The sequence below is a fragment of the Paraburkholderia sp. genome (assembly GCF_050742655.1).
Taxonomy (GTDB): domain Bacteria; phylum Pseudomonadota; class Gammaproteobacteria; order Burkholderiales; family Burkholderiaceae; genus Paraburkholderia.
On record NZ_JBOIGG010000033.1, the window covers coordinates 1 to 12,589 of the forward strand.

The following is a 12,589-nucleotide window of genomic DNA, read 5'->3' on the forward strand; positions in this document are numbered from 1 at the left end:
GTCGCCCTTGTCGCCTGCATGCGCAAACTGCTCATCACGCTTAACGCAATGGTTCGCTCCAACACTCCCTGGCAGTCGGACTTCCATGACGCGTGACATTGCTCGTCTCAAGATAGTTGCTGTCGACGGCAGTTGGTGCTTCAGCACTTACTGCGGTCCCATGCAACGAAGTTGCGATCATGTTGTACGACGTGACTGCCGGTTGCCGCGCGTACTCTGACGGTACGATCCACCGCGGCGCGGACATTCGGGCGCTAACGTTCGAGTATCGCAACAACGCCCTGGCCGCCCGCCGCGCAGATCGAGATCAACCCGCGCGCGGTGCCGGCCGGTTTGTCGAGTTGCACAAGCATCTTCGCGAGCCCCGCGACGATCCGTCCGCCAGTCGCCGCGAACGGATGGCCGGTTGCGAGCGAGCCGCCGTTCACGTTCAGCTTCGCGCGATCGATCGGGCCGAGCGGGCTAGGCAGGCCGAGCGCGGTGCGACAGTACTCGTCGTCCTGCCATGCTTCGAGCGTGCACAGCACCTGCGCAGCGAACGCCTCGTGAATCTCGTACAGATCGAAGTCCTGCAGCGTGAGCCCGGCGCGCGCGAGCATCCGCGGCACCGCGTACGCAGGTGCCATCAGCAGGCCTTCTTTTTTGTCGAAGTAGTCGACGGCCGCGGTCTCCGACGCGCTCAGGTACGCGAGCACCGGCAGGCCGCGCGCCGCGGCCCATTCCTCGCTGGCGAGCAGCACGGCCGATGCACCGTCGGTGAGCGGCGTCGAGTTGCCTGCCGTGAGCGTGCCGGCATCGCGATCGAACGCGGGCTTGAGGCCGGCGAGTTTTTCGAGCGTGAGATCGCTGCGCAGGTTGTTATCGCGCGCGACGCCGCGATACGGCGTCATCAGGTCGTTCAGGAAGCCGCGCGCATACGCTTCCGACAGCTTGCGATGGCTGTCGTATGCGAGCACGTCCTGGGCCTCGCGCGAGATGCTCCAGCGCTTGGCCATCAGCTCGCAGTGCTCGCCCATCGACAGCCCCGTGCGCGGCTCGCTGATGCGTGGCAGCAGCGGCTTGAAGAACATGCCAGGCCGCAGTTGCGACAGCGCACCGACACGCTGGCCGGTCGTCTTGCCGCGGTTCGCCTGGAGCAGAATCTTGCGCATCCGTTCGTTCACGCCGATCGGTGCATCGGACGTCGTATCGACGCCGCCTGCGATGCCTGCTTCGATCTGCCCGAGCGCGATCTTGTTCGCGACGAGGATCGCCGCTTCGAGTCCGGTGCCGCAGGCCTGCTGCACGTCGTACGCGGGGGTTTCCTTCGCGAGCGTAGTCGACAGCACGGATTCGCGGGCGAGGTTGTAGTCGCGCGAGTGCTTGATGACGGCGCCGGTCGCGACTTCGCCGAGCCGTTCGCCGTGCAGGTTGAAGCGATCGATCAGGCCTTGCAGCGTGAACGTCAGCATGTCCTGATTCGACGCGGTCGCGTACGCGGTATTCGAGCGCGCGAACGGAATCCGGTTGCCGCCGACGATGGCGACGCGCCGCACGGCGGGAGGCGGGAGGGACATGCTGGGCTCCTCGAGATTGTTATCGCTCATTGCAGCATCTTCATTGCAGCACCCATTGAAAACGGCCACGCAGATGCGGTTTTTCGCCGGCCTTGTCGCGTGCTTCGAACTCGCGCTCGACGAGCGACGGCGCGGCGCTCCATAGCGATGCTTCGCCGGGCAGCAGCATCGGTAGCTTGAATTCGGCGGCGAGCGACGCTTCGGCGAGCGGTTTCGGCGGTTGCAGTGCTGCGGCCGCGCGTGCGAGCGACCACATGCCGTGCGCGATCGCGCGCGGAAAACCGAACGCCTTCGCGGACAGCGCGGTCAGGTGAATCGGGTTGTAGTCGCCGGACACGCGCGCGTAGTCGCGGCCCAATTGCGCGGGCAGTTGCCAGCGCGCGTGGCGCGCAAGCGTGTCGCGGTCGAGTTCGAGCGGTGCGAGCGCGGTGCCGCGCGCGGGAATGCCGCGCTTCAGGTACACGCTGTCGCCGTCCCACACCGCTTCGCCTCGCCGATACAGACGCGAATGCAGCACGAACGCCTGGCCCTTGTCGTGCTGCAGCAGCGCGCCGCATTCGACTTCGACGCGCAGCACGTCGCCGGCCGCGAGCGGTCGCCGCAGACGCACGCTGTTCGCGAGATGCACGAGCCCGAGCGCGGGCCATGGAAACGCCGGATCGGTCAGCAGTTGCAGATGCAGCGGAAACGCGAGCAGATGCGGGTAGGTGAGCGGCATCCCGTGCTCGGGGATGAAGCCGCACACGCGCGCATAGCGTTCGATCTCTGCGGACTCGAGCGGCACCGCGGGGCGCACGAGACGCAATGCAGGCAACTGCGTCGCGCGGCCGCGCTTGAAGAGGCCGGACAGCGCGCGCGCATAGCGCTGCGCAGGCGGCGCGAGACGCTCGACGACGACCGTCTTCGCGCGCTCCGTGCGTTGCCCGGTGTCGTAGCCCGGCTCGCCGAAGGGTTCGCTCATCGTCACGCTCCGATCAGGCTCTGGCCGCATACACGCACGACCTGTCCGGTGACGCTCGCCGACGCGGGTTGCGCGAGCCACGCGATGGTCTGCGCGACATCGACTGGCTGGCCGCCCTGGCTCATCGAGTTCATCCGGCGACCGGCTTCGCGGATCGCGAGCGGAATCTTCGCGGTCATCTGCGTTTCGATGAAGCCCGGCGCGACCGCGTTGATCGTGATGCGCCGCTCGCGCAGACGCGGCGCCATGCTCTGCACGCGACCGATCACGCCGGCCTTCGACGCCGCATAGTTGGTCTGGCCGAGATTGCCCGCGATGCCGCTGATCGACGACACGCACACGATCCGGCCACCGTCGCGCAGCGTCCCGGCCGCAAGCAGCGCATCGTCGATGCGCTCCTGCGCACCGAGATTGATGTCGATCACGCTGTGCCACGCGGCCTCGCTCATCTTCGCGATGGTCTTGTCCTTCGTGATGCCCGCGTTGTGCACGACGATGTCGACACCGTTCTCGTCGAGCGCCGCGGCGATCTGCGCGGGCGCGTCGGGCGCGGCGATGTCGAACGTGAGCGCGGTGCCGCCGAGCGGACGCATCGTCGAGGCGAGCGCATCGTGCGCGGACGGGATGTCGATGCCGATTACGTGTGCACCCTGTGCGGCGAGCACGTTCGCGATCGCCGCGCCGATGCCGCGCGCGGCGCCGGTGACGAGCGCGCGTCGTCCGGCGAGCGGCTGGGTCCAGTCGGACGACGCGGGCGTTGCATCGTCTTTTCTCGTTGGGTCCGCTTCGATCCGCACCACCTGACCCGACACGTATGCGGAGCGCGGCGACAGAAAGAAGCGCAACGTCCCTTCCAGACGATGCGCGGCATGCGGCGCGACGTAGATCAGGTTCGACGTGATACCGCGCCGTGCTTCCTTGCCTAGCGAACGCGTCAACCCTTCGAGCGCGCGTTGCGCGGTGTGGCTGCGCGGATCGTCGCAGGTTTCGGGCGTGCGTCCGAGCACGACGATGCGGCCGCATTTGCCGAGCGAGCGCAACGTGTCGTGAAAGAACTGATAGAGCGCATCGAGCCGTACGCTGTCGTCGATGCCGCTTGCATCGAACACGAGCGCCGCGACGCGTGCCGAAGAGCCGCGCTCGGCCGGCTCGAACCGGCCGGTCATCAAGCCGTGGCGGTTCGCGAGTGGCACCCACAGCCCGGCACTTTCGTGCGCGACGCTCGTAAAGCCGGTACTCGCGACCACATCGGCGAGCGCATCGAGCAACTGCGGCGCGGTACCGGCGCCGACCGCGACGAGGCCATCGTATTCGGGCGCGTCTTCGCGGTAGCGGCGCAGCACTTCGGGTTTCGGCAACCCGAGCGAGCGCGCGAGGCGCGCGCCGAGCGGCGAGTTGACGAAATTCAGGTAGGAGTCGTTCATCGTCCGTTGTTCCGCCGGCGAGGTTCAATCACGTCAGTGTGCACGGTGGGCGACTCATGCGGCAAGCTGCATTGCTTTGTCGAGCGCTTCCTTGCGGCGCTGCAGATCGCCGAGCAGGCCGAAGTCCTGATCGAAGTCGTCGACCTTCACGACCATCGCGCCGTAATGCGCGTAGTCGTCGAGCGTCTTGCGCTCGTCCGCATCGATGAGGCCGCGCTGCAAGGCGGTTTCGGTCCAGCCGGCGAGATCGGGGAGACTCTGCGGCATTGGCTCGATCTCGCCACGCTTGACCGCCTCGCGCAGCTTCTGGTCGATCTGCGTGACGCGCGGGTTCAGCGCGAACACCAGCTCGCCGTAGCCGAGTGCATCGACTTCGACCGGCGGGATGTACGAATCGGCGAGCAGCCGGTCACGTGCGGCGCCGGGCGTCTGCATCAGTTCGGCGATCTCGGTGCCGAGCAGGTCGGACGGCTCACGATGCGGCAGGCCGAACGGGAAGGCGAGCACACGCACGAGCATCGCCGCGATGCGGTTCGGGTAATTCGCGAGCACGCCGTCGAGCGCGTGCTGCGCCTGATACAACGAATCCTCGACGCCCCAGCGCACGAGTGGCAGATCCGCTTCCTGGCGGCCTTCGTCCTCGAAGCGCTTCAGCGTCGCGGAGATCAGATAGAGCTGCGACAGCACGTCGCCGAGCCGGCCCGAGATTCGCTCACGCCGTTTCAGATCGCCGCCGAGCACGAACATCGACACATCGGCGAGCAAGGCGAACGCGGTGGAGAGTCGGCTCGCCGCGCGGTAGTAGTGCGCGAGCGGTGCATACGCGCGCTGCGGCTTTGCGATCAGGAGGCCACCCGTCACGCCGTCGACAAAGCTGCGCACGACGTTCGACAACGTGAATGCAACATGACCGAAGAACGCTTCGTCGAAATCGATCAACGCCTTCGCGTGGTCGGGTTCGCGCGTGGCGGCCATCTCTTTCAGCACGAATGGATGGCAGCGGATCGCACCCTGGCCGAAGATGATCAGGCAGCGCGTGAGGATGTTCGCGCCTTCGACCGTGATCGCGATCGGCACCTGCTGGTACGCACGCGCGAGGAAGTTCGACGGGCCCATGCAGATGCCTTTGCCGGCGGCGACGTCCATGCCGTCGTTGATGACCTTCCGCGCGCGTTCGGTGATGTGGTATTTCGCAATCGCGGAGATCACCGAAGGCTTTTCGCCGAGATCGACCGCGTGCGCGGACAGACGACGCGCGGCATCCATTACGTAGAGGTTGCCGCCCATGCGGCCGAGCGCTTCCTGCACGCCCTCGAACTTGCCGATGGCGGTGCGGAACTGGCGTCGCACTGCGGCATATGCGCCGGTGCCGCGCACTGCGATCTTCGCCATCCCGACGTTCGACGACGGCAGCGAGATCGCGCGGCCCGCCGCGAGGCATTCCATCAGCATGCGCCAGCCGTTGCCGACCTGCGCGCGTCCGCCGATCACCCAGTCGAGCGGAATGAAAACGTCCTTGCCCGAGTTCGGGCCGTTCTGGAACACTGCGTTCAGCGGCCAGTGGCGCCGGCCGATGTTCACGCCCGGATGACGCGTCGGAATCAGCGCGCAGGTGATGCCGGGCTCGTCGTCGTTGCCGAGCAGATGATCGGGGTCGTGCACGCGGAACGCGAGACCGAGCACCGTCGCGATCGGCCCGAGCGTGATGTAGCGCTTGTCCCAGGTCACACGAAAACCGAGCGTCTCGCGACCGTCGAATGTGCCCTTGCAGACGACACCGACATCCGGAATCGCGGCCGCATCGGAACCCGCGTACGGGTTCGTCAGCGCGAAGCACGGAATCTCTTCGCCGCGCGCAAGGCGGGGCAGGTAGTAGTTCTTCTGTTCGTCGGTGCCGTAGTGCATCAGCAGCTCGGCTGGACCGAGCGAGTTCGGCACCATGACCGATACGGCCGCGGCGGAGCAGCGCGTCGCGAGCTTCATGATGACCTGCGAATGCGCGTACGCGGAGAACTGCTTGCCGCCGTACTGCTTCGGAATGATCATCCCGAGAAAGCCTTTGTCCTTGACGTACTGCCACGCCTGCGGCGACAGGTCCTGCCACACCGTGGTGGTTTCCCAGTCGTTCGCGAGATCGCACAGACGCTCGGTCTCGTTGTCGAGAAACGCTTGTTCCTCGGCCGTGAGCGTAACCGGACCGTGCGCGAGCAGCGTGTCCCAATGGGGTCTGCCGGAGAACAGCGCGGCGTCCCACCACACCGTGCCGGCTTCGATCGCATCGCGTTCGGTCGGCGACATCTCCGGCAGGATCTTGCGGAACGTGTCGAGCACGCGACGCGACAGCCAGGCGCGGCGAAGCGGTTTGACCGTGAGCACGAGCGCGGGCAGTACGAAGACGATCGCGAGGAGCGTCGTGCCCAGCGCGAGGGCGCCGGCCAGATGCGCGGCCGCGACCCAGACGATCATGAAGGTAAGCCACCACGATGCGCGTGCCCGGCGATAGACGAGCGCCGCACCGACGACCACGAGCGCAACGATGAACCACGTCATGACGATTCCTCCCTCTGTTCCTGTCTCTGTTTCTGCGGGCGAGCGTATCCCCACGACGGACGGCGCGCGTGTTCTTCTGCTGTGACGGGCGCGAAGCCCGTCGTCTGGTTCAGGCCGGCCTCGACGGCGCGGCCGGCGCGATCAGCGGCACATCAGTTGCCTGCGCGTTGCCGCGAACGGCGTTGCGCAGGCTCTACCGCTAGATCGCGCGGCCGCTCATCCGGCCGGGCACGAGCAACGCCGCAGGGATCGTGCGCCGGCGTTGCCCGCTCGCGGTTTCACGCGGCGCCGTGCACGACCTGTGCGGTCACGCCTTCGGCCGGTGCACTGCTGCTGTTACCGCTACTGCTGCGTTCGACCGGCACGGCCGTCTGCGCGATCGCAGCCGCCGCGATCGGGCACGCGAGCGTGCTGGTGCCGTCGGAGGCGCTGTCCGGCGAGCCGTCGGCTGCATCGCCGAGCACGGCCGCGAACGCGGCGAGCTGGCTTGCGTCAGGTTGCGGCGCCTTCAGTGCCGCAACCATCAGCGATGCGAGCCGCGCGATCAGTTGCAGGTCGTTCATGTTCTTGCCCTGCGAGAACTCGGAGATGAGGCTTTCCGTGTCGGTGCCGGCAAGTACGCCCGACAGCGCACCGATCGCGAAGTGCAGGCGCCAGCCGAGTTCTTCGCGCGGCAGATGCGGCAGCGCGCGCTGGAACGCATCGAAGAACCGCACAGCCACCGACGCGTAATGCGCACCCAGAAAATCGCGGATGAACGACGACGGGTCCGTGTACGCGCGTCCCAGCAGACGCAGGAACGCCTTGCCACCGACCCGCGGTTCACGTGAGAGCCGCAGCGCGGGGATAAACATCGCGCCGAGCACGTGCTCGCAGGTCAGACGTGAGCCGAGCATCGCGTCGAAGCGCTCGAGCAGCTTCAGCCGTTCCTCGTTGAGCCGGTCGAGCCGGCGCGAGAGCATCGCGTGAATCAGCGCTTCCTTGTTGCCGAAGTGATAGTTGACCGCGGCGAGATTGACCTCGGCGCGCGAGGTGATCTGCCGCAGCGACATAGCCTCATAGCCGCACTCGATGAAGAGCGCTTCAGCGGCGTCGAGGATTCTTGATTTCGTGTCGCCGGCGGGCCGGCCCGTTGTGCGAACTGCCATGTTGCGTCTCCCAATGCCGGTCGCCCGGCCGCAAACAAGCGATTCAAATAGATATTTGAAACAGCCGTTTTTTTCAGGATAAAAAGGATAGGGTCGTGCGGGCAAGCGTTGTGTGTGGATAGACTCCTCTAAAAATCGGGCGGCACGTTGTCGTGCACGCACTCCGGACCGCAGACGAAAAAGGCCGTTCCGACAATCAGTCGGAACGGCCTCGTATGGCGTGCTGGCAATGTTGTCCGGCGGGTCGTGCCCGCCGGCTTTTCACTTCCGGTCGCGGCTAATGGACTGCCGCCACGACCTGTTCTGCTGATTGTGTCATATCTATGCCGCGGCGTTCACGACTAAACCAGATCAAGATGGCGATCACCACCGCGACGATGCCGATCACGGTCGCCATCACGGTCGCGTAGTCGTTGCCGTGCGCTTCAGCGATGCCCGCCTGCAGCGGCCCGTTGACCGATGCGATCAGGTTGCCGAGCTGGTAGACGAGGCCTGGGAACGTCGCACGGATTTCGTCCGGCGAGATTTCGTTCAGGTGGACCGGAATCACACCCCATGCGCCCTGCACGGAGATCTGCAACAGGAACGCGCCGGTCGCGAGCAGGAACGGTGTGCTCGAAAACGCCCACAGCGGCAGCACGGGCAGCGCGATCAGCGCGGCGATACAGATCGCGCGCTTGCGGCCGATCTTCTCCGACAGCGAGCCGAAGAACAGACCGCCGACGATCGCGCCGATGTTCAGCGTGACCGCGATCCACGACACGGTATGCGCATCGAAATGACGCTGGACCCGCAGGAAGGTCGGATAAAGATCCTGCGAGCCGTGCGAGAAGAAGTTGAACGCGGTCATCAGGACGATCGCGTACAGCGACAGCTTCACGTTCTGCCTCAGCGTCTTGATGAGACCCGGACGCTGCTTCTTCTCGAGCGTCTTGAACGCGGGAGATTCCGGCACGTGCGCCCGCACATACAGCACGAGCAGGGCGGGTATTACGCCGACGAAGAACATGCCGCGCCAGCCGATGTACTGGTAGAAAAGCCCGAAGACGAGCGAGGCAAGCAGAAAGCCGCTGGGGTAACCGGCCTGCAGCAGCCCCGAAACGAAGCCGCGCGCTTTGGTCGGCACGGTCTCCATCGTCAGTGCGCCGCCGACGCCCCATTCGCCGCCCATCGCGATGCCGAACAGCGCGCGCAGCACGAGCAGAGTGGTGAGGTTCGGCGAAAAGCCCGACAGCAGTTCAAGTAGCGAGAAGCACGCGATGTTGACCATCAGCGTCGGACGGCGGCCATACTTGTCGGCGAGCCAGCCGAAGATCAATGCGCCCACTGGACGCATCGCCAGCGTCAGCATGATCCCAAAAGCGACAGACTTGATGTCCGTGCCGAATTCTCCCGCGATGTCTTTCAGAACGAAAACCATCAGAAAGAAATCGAATGCATCGAGTGTCCAGCCCAGATAGGCCGCGATCGTTACGTTTCGTTGTTCTCGAGTCCAGCTCATTGATTGTTCTCCTGAGTCTCCGGTTCCATCGTGTGATGAGCGGCGGGCCGCGTTTGGCGGCTGCGCCTTACCCCGTTTGAGTTTGAAGCGAGTGTACGCCGACCGTTAAGCGAACGCATGGATGAATGCGTTTTATCGGTAGTAATCCCTGGTCGGGACCTGTTTGATTTTTGTTTAAAGTTAGGTAAATGTAATATATGTATTAATGAGGATAGATTTTTGTTTGAATTTAGTAATGTCAGTTAAAGGAGACTGCAGCGATGCTGCCGCATCTGGACACCGCACGGCTGCTGTTGCGTCCGCGGACCCTCGATCAGGTTGAGGCGTGCATCGCGATGGACCGTGACCCGGACGTGACGCGCCACATTCCCGGGCCGTGGCACGACCCGGTCGCGCATCGTCGGTTCGTCGAGGAACGAACGACGCATGCGTGGCCGACAGGGCTCGGCTACTGGTCGATTTTCGAGCGGCATGCGCCCGAGCGATTCGTCGGCTGGGTGCTACTGATTCCGGAGGATGCGGTGGGGCCTGACGTCGAGATCGGCTGGCGTCTTGTACGCGACACATGGGGACGCGGGATTGCGAGCGAGGCTGCGCTCGCGGTCGTACATCATGCGTTCGACACGGTGGGATTGACGGAAGTCGTCGCGGGCATCGCCGAACGCAATGCCGCTTCGCGGCGCGTCGCCGAAAAGCTCGGCATGCGTTGCGCGCCGGATGCTCGGGCCGACGCGGACGGCTATGTTCGCTACCAGCTCGTGCGTGCGGAAGGGGCGTGACGCGGGCTGCAGTTTCACTTCGATCCGCGTCGAAACGTCAGGGGAAGTTGCACCGCTAAGCTGGGGGCAATTTCCTCCTGAACGCACGAGCCCATGAACGCAAATACCGATCCGCAGATTCTCAACATTTATGAGCAATGGCATAGGGCGGTCGTTGCCCGTGATCTCGAAGGCTTGATGGCGCTCTATGCGGAAGACGCCATTCTCGAAACACCGTTGATCGTCGTGACCTTGCCCGAGAAGTCGGACGGCATGCTTCGCGGCAAACCAGAGATTCGAGATTTCTTCGACGCGGGGCTACGCAAACTGCAAAGCAGTCTCGGTCGCTGGTATAGAACAGGCACGTTCTTTTCGAATGGCCGGCAACTGACCTGGGAATATCCGCGCGAGACGCCGCAGGGCGATCAGGTCGATCTCGTCGAGGTGATGGACGTCGCGGACGGACTCATCACGCATCATCGCGTGTACTGGGGATGGGTGGGGTTCAAGTCGCTGATGGCGGCGGCGACGGCAAACGGGAGTGCGCGCTGATCATGGCCGAACGCGTATCGACCTGCAGTGCCGCGCAGCGCGTGCTGGCCGCGACCAGTATCAGCTACACGGTCGTGTTCACCAGATTCTCCGGCAGCGTGTCAGCGCTGTCCTCGTGGACTGACGGAAGGGCGCCGCGTAAAAGACCGCTGGCCCTGTAGCGCCTCGGGCAAGGTCGCTCTCGGCGGCGCAATGTAATACCCCTGCACGAGGATCTCGGGGCGTTGCGCCAGCCAGCGCAATTGCTCGCGAGTCTCCACGCCTTCCGCGACCGCGGCAATCCCAAGACGCGCAAACAGATCCAGTATCGTACTCACGACCGTACACGCGAGTGGCGACGCGGGTATGCCCTGCAGGAATTCACGCGTGAGCTTGACGGTATCGATATGCATCCGGTCGAGCGTCGTTAGCGATGAAAAGCCGGTACCGAAGTCGTCGATCGCGAGGCGCACGCCGAGTCGTCTGAGCGATCGTGTGAACTCGTGCACGGCCAGTATCTTCGCGACATCCTCTGTTTCGATCAGTTCGAGTTCGAGCAGACACGGATCGACCGCGTGTTTATCCGTGATCGCTTTTATCTTTTCGCTAAGCGCATCGTCGACCAGTTGCGAAGGCTGGATGTTGACCGCGACGTGAGCCGGTGCATCGATGCCGGACTTCCGCAAGTTCGCCAGTTGCTGGCACACGGTCTCGAGAACGAAGTAGCTGGTTTCGCGCGCGACATCGACGTTGTCGAATGCATGGCGGAAGCTTCCGGGCAGAAGGACGCCATAGTCCGGATGCGACCATCTCAGCAGGCATTCCACCCCGGACAACGTGCCGGTCTGCGCGTGAACAATAGGCTGGAAGGCGACACGAAATTCGTCGGTCTTCAATCCCTTCATGACTCTATCGATCAGGTTCGCGCCGGCAAGTGCTTCACCAGCCTGCGAAGAAATCACGTCGCTAGCGGCTAGCCGGGCGGGCAAATCTTTCTTCTGATACATACCACGCTCCTTTTTGCTCGCTCAAGGGGACTCGAAAGCCACGCTCGGCCTGAACTCAATGCGACCGCCAAAGCGGCCTGGTTAACCCGTGGTCGACTATATTTTTTTACTGTTTTTCAATCTCATAATCAATGTCAAATAAGCTTTGTTAAGTTTTAAAAATAGTCAAATGAGCCTGCTGCCTGAGGGGTTCAGGCACAGGTCTTCGCACGGCACCATGCCGGTCGCGCGGTGATAACGGTCGTCATTTCCTCATATCCAGGAATGAAATCGGAGCGCGGGTTTAATAGCGGGTTCAGCCCGCAGCCGCGAGGTTTGACGTTATTTAAAGCATCGCGAAGAAAATATTGCATTTGTTAAAGGTTCGAAATTATCCCGTCCCGGACAATGCGTCGTGGCTGAATCGGTGCGGTGCGACGCTCATCACAGAGTCGGCCATATACGCTTTCAATATCGAGCACCACTCATCAACGGGAATAGTCATGAAATTCACACGCTTCGGCATCCTTACTGCAATCGCCGCAGTAACGGCCATGCCGGTCGCTTCGCAAGCTGCGGACGGCACCATCACGTTTACCGGCCAGATCACCAGCCAGACCTGCACGATCAGCGGCAACGGCGGCGGCAAGAACTTCACGGTCACGCTGCCGACCGTGTCGACCTCGGCACTGGCCACCGCGGGCACGACCGCAGGCCGTACGCCGTTCAATATCGCGCTCTCGAACTGCACGCCGAACTCGGGCAACGTTTCGACGTACTTCGAGCCGGGCGCGACTGTCGACACGACGACCGGTCAACTGGTCAACGCGTCGGGTACGGCGACCAACGTCGAAGTCGGCCTGCTCAACGGCGACAGCAGCGTGGTCACGCTGGGTGCGGCGCAAGCGTCGCAGAACTCGAAGGCCGTTGCGCTGGCTAGCGGCGCGGCGACGCTCAAGTACTTCGCGCAATACGTCGCAACGGGCGGTGCTTCGACGGCAGGTACGGTCAACACGACCGTCATGTATTCGATCGTCTATCAGTAACAGACGACGTTACGGGGTGGCAACCGGCACCCTTCGCGGTGCCGGTTGCAAAAATATCAAGGCGAACGAGATATTCGCCACGGAATCACGGATTGCGAAATGACGGCGCAAAAAAGATGGCGTGCGGC

Annotated in this window: 10 protein-coding genes; 3 read left to right on the forward strand and 7 right to left on the reverse strand. The window is 63.8% G+C overall.

What is annotated here, in order from left to right; genetic code table 11:
- Nucleotides 1-254: 254 nt before the first annotated feature.
- The 6 genes from ACREXZ_RS29200 to ACREXZ_RS29225 all read right to left on the reverse strand — a co-directional run bounded on the left by ACREXZ_RS29200 (nucleotide 255) and on the right by ACREXZ_RS29225 (nucleotide 9,140).
- On the reverse strand, nucleotides 255-1,556 hold the full coding sequence (locus ACREXZ_RS29200) for an acetyl-CoA C-acetyltransferase (protein WP_431767614.1): 1,302 nt from the start codon (nucleotides 1,554-1,556) through the stop codon (nucleotides 255-257).
- A gap of 40 nt (nucleotides 1,557-1,596) precedes the next feature.
- Nucleotides 1,597-2,517 (reverse strand): MaoC/PaaZ C-terminal domain-containing protein, encoded by a 921-nt coding sequence (locus ACREXZ_RS29205; RefSeq protein WP_431767615.1) that lies wholly within the window; start codon nucleotides 2,515-2,517, stop codon nucleotides 1,597-1,599.
- A 2-nt stretch (nucleotides 2,518-2,519) separates the two neighbouring features.
- Nucleotides 2,520-3,941 carry a 3-oxoacyl-ACP reductase gene (locus ACREXZ_RS29210; RefSeq protein WP_431767616.1) on the reverse strand — a complete coding sequence of 474 codons (1,422 nt, stop codon included), beginning with the start codon at nucleotides 3,939-3,941 and terminating at the stop codon, nucleotides 2,520-2,522.
- A gap of 54 nt (nucleotides 3,942-3,995) precedes the next feature.
- Nucleotides 3,996-6,491: an acyl-CoA dehydrogenase gene (locus ACREXZ_RS29215; protein ID WP_431767617.1), complete on the reverse strand. Its 2,496-nt coding sequence runs from the start codon at nucleotides 6,489-6,491 to the stop codon at nucleotides 3,996-3,998.
- A 278-nt stretch (nucleotides 6,492-6,769) separates the two neighbouring features.
- Entirely contained in the window at nucleotides 6,770-7,639 is an 870-nt protein-coding gene (locus tag ACREXZ_RS29220; protein ID WP_431767618.1) for a TetR/AcrR family transcriptional regulator, read from the reverse strand.
- A gap of 277 nt (nucleotides 7,640-7,916) precedes the next feature.
- Nucleotides 7,917-9,140 carry an MFS transporter gene (locus tag ACREXZ_RS29225; protein ID WP_431767619.1) on the reverse strand — a complete coding sequence of 408 codons (1,224 nt, stop codon included), beginning with the start codon at nucleotides 9,138-9,140 and terminating at the stop codon, nucleotides 7,917-7,919.
- 260 nt (nucleotides 9,141-9,400) lie between these two features.
- Between ACREXZ_RS29225 and ACREXZ_RS29230 the strand changes: the two genes are divergently transcribed.
- Nucleotides 9,401-9,919, forward strand: a complete 519-nt coding sequence (locus tag ACREXZ_RS29230) for a GNAT family N-acetyltransferase (protein ID WP_431767620.1) — start codon at nucleotides 9,401-9,403, stop codon at nucleotides 9,917-9,919.
- Nucleotides 9,920-10,012: 93 nt separating this feature from the next.
- Nucleotides 10,013-10,450, forward strand: coding sequence for a nuclear transport factor 2 family protein (locus tag ACREXZ_RS29235; protein ID WP_431767621.1), 438 nt, complete (start codon nucleotides 10,013-10,015; stop codon nucleotides 10,448-10,450).
- 101 nt (nucleotides 10,451-10,551) lie between these two features.
- Here ACREXZ_RS29235 and ACREXZ_RS29240 read toward each other — a convergent pair whose 3' ends face one another.
- Complete coding sequence (locus tag ACREXZ_RS29240) at nucleotides 10,552-11,436, reverse strand: EAL domain-containing protein (protein WP_431767622.1); 885 nt, start codon at nucleotides 11,434-11,436, stop codon at nucleotides 10,552-10,554.
- A 482-nt stretch (nucleotides 11,437-11,918) separates the two neighbouring features.
- Between ACREXZ_RS29240 and ACREXZ_RS29245 the strand changes: the two genes are divergently transcribed.
- A complete protein-coding gene (locus ACREXZ_RS29245) occupies nucleotides 11,919-12,461 on the forward strand; it encodes a fimbrial protein (protein ID WP_431767623.1) in 543 nt (180 codons plus the stop codon).
- The last annotated feature ends 128 nt before the right edge of the window (nucleotides 12,462-12,589 follow it).

Excerpts from the sequence above, each read along its gene's own strand:
- ACREXZ_RS29215 (WP_431767617.1), bottom strand. The coding sequence starts at position 6,491 with ATGACGTGGTTCATCGTTGCGCTCGTGGTCGTCGGTGCGGCGCTCGTC.
- ACREXZ_RS29245 (WP_431767623.1), top strand. The coding sequence starts at position 11,919 with ATGAAATTCACACGCTTCGGCATCCTTACTGCAATCGCCGCAGTAACG.
- ACREXZ_RS29210 (WP_431767616.1), bottom strand. The coding sequence starts at position 3,941 with ATGAACGACTCCTACCTGAATTTCGTCAACTCGCCGCTCGGCGCGCGC.
- ACREXZ_RS29200 (WP_431767614.1), bottom strand. The coding sequence starts at position 1,556 with ATGTCCCTCCCGCCTCCCGCCGTGCGGCGCGTCGCCATCGTCGGCGGC.
- ACREXZ_RS29235 (WP_431767621.1), top strand. The coding sequence starts at position 10,013 with ATGAACGCAAATACCGATCCGCAGATTCTCAACATTTATGAGCAATGG.
- ACREXZ_RS29220 (WP_431767618.1), bottom strand. The coding sequence starts at position 7,639 with ATGGCAGTTCGCACAACGGGCCGGCCCGCCGGCGACACGAAATCAAGA.
- ACREXZ_RS29240 (WP_431767622.1), bottom strand. The coding sequence starts at position 11,436 with ATGTATCAGAAGAAAGATTTGCCCGCCCGGCTAGCCGCTAGCGACGTG.
- ACREXZ_RS29230 (WP_431767620.1), top strand. The coding sequence starts at position 9,401 with ATGCTGCCGCATCTGGACACCGCACGGCTGCTGTTGCGTCCGCGGACC.
- ACREXZ_RS29205 (WP_431767615.1), bottom strand. The coding sequence starts at position 2,517 with ATGAGCGAACCCTTCGGCGAGCCGGGCTACGACACCGGGCAACGCACG.
- ACREXZ_RS29225 (WP_431767619.1), bottom strand. The coding sequence starts at position 9,140 with ATGAGCTGGACTCGAGAACAACGAAACGTAACGATCGCGGCCTATCTG.